At 37.5% G+C, this 1265-nt stretch carries 1 protein-coding gene; it reads right to left on the bottom strand.

What is annotated here, in order from left to right; all coding sequences use genetic code 11:
* On the bottom strand, positions 1-1265 hold a 1265-nt coding region (locus tag BUB82_RS11660; protein ID WP_143185702.1), incomplete at both ends, for a thrombospondin type 3 repeat-containing protein.

Here is a 1265-nt window from a genome sequence, read left to right as displayed (position 1 = left end):
TAATTGGTTTGCTTAAAGACTTCATCACCCCATTTATTAAAGACTCTCACGGACGTATTAGGATAACTCTCTAAATTGTAAATCATCCAAGTATCATTAATGCCATCACCATTTGGTGTAAAGGCTTCAGACACATTAATTTCCATCAAGTCACAAACATCTCCTATACCATCGCCATCACGGTCTTCTTGGCCTGGATTATAAGCTTCTGGACAATTATCTTCTGCATTTAGGATACCGTCACCATCAATATCATCATCGCAACGATCGCCAATACCATCACCATCTAAGTCAAATTGTTCTTTATTGAATGTTAATGGACAGTTATCTTCCGTGTCTGGAATACCATCGTTATCATCATCTGGGTCACAATTGTCTTTAATGCCATCGCCGTCATTATCACCAAACTCGCTCACAACATTCACTACAAATTGAAGTGTAGAAACGTTTCCTGAAGTGTCAGTCGCTTGGAAAGTGACAATGTTTTCGCCTTCATCACTACAGAAGAAAATAGGTTCAGATATAGCTATACTTTCAATTGAACAGTTATCAAAACTTCCATTATCAACTGTCGCTGCCTCTAAAGTTGCTTCGCCATTTTCATCTAAAAACACAGTTACAGTATCTTGAATATCAAGAATTGGTGCTATAACATCGATGACTGTAACAGTAGCTTCTGCCGATGCTTGATTATCATTTACATCTGTCACGGTTAAACTTACCGTGTTATTTCCAAGATTTGAACAATTGAAACTAGAAGTATCAAGCGTAAGCGCTGCAATAGCAATATTATCAGTACTACCAGCATCAATTTGCTCAGGTGTAATACTTGCTTCTCCATTTTCATCTAATTCAACCGTTATATCTTGTGTAATGACTACTGGTGGTATGTTATCACCTACCGTTACTATAGCTGTTTCGGTTGAAACGTTACCATTTACGTCAGTTACCGTTAGGGTTACCGTATTCTCACCAACATCTGCACTGGTAAAGTCTGTGATGTCTAATACTAAACTCTCTATACCACAATTATCACTGCTACCAGCATCTATTTGATCGGCTGTAATACTCGCTTCGCCGTTATCGTCGAGATCTATTAAAATATCCTGAGTAATTACTGCTGGCGCTATATTATCTTCAACTGTAACTACTGCTGATGATGAAAATTCATTACCATTAACATCAGTAACGGTTAAAGTTACTGTATTAGCTCCAACATTAGAACAATCGAATTCAGTCACATCTAATACCAAACTTTCTATTCC

This window comes from Psychroflexus salarius (genome assembly GCF_900129035.1).
GTDB lineage: Bacteria > Bacteroidota > Bacteroidia > Flavobacteriales > Flavobacteriaceae > Psychroflexus > Psychroflexus salarius.
The sequence above is the reverse complement of the archived record's forward strand: the minus strand, read 5'-3'. Positions and strand labels throughout refer to the sequence as shown.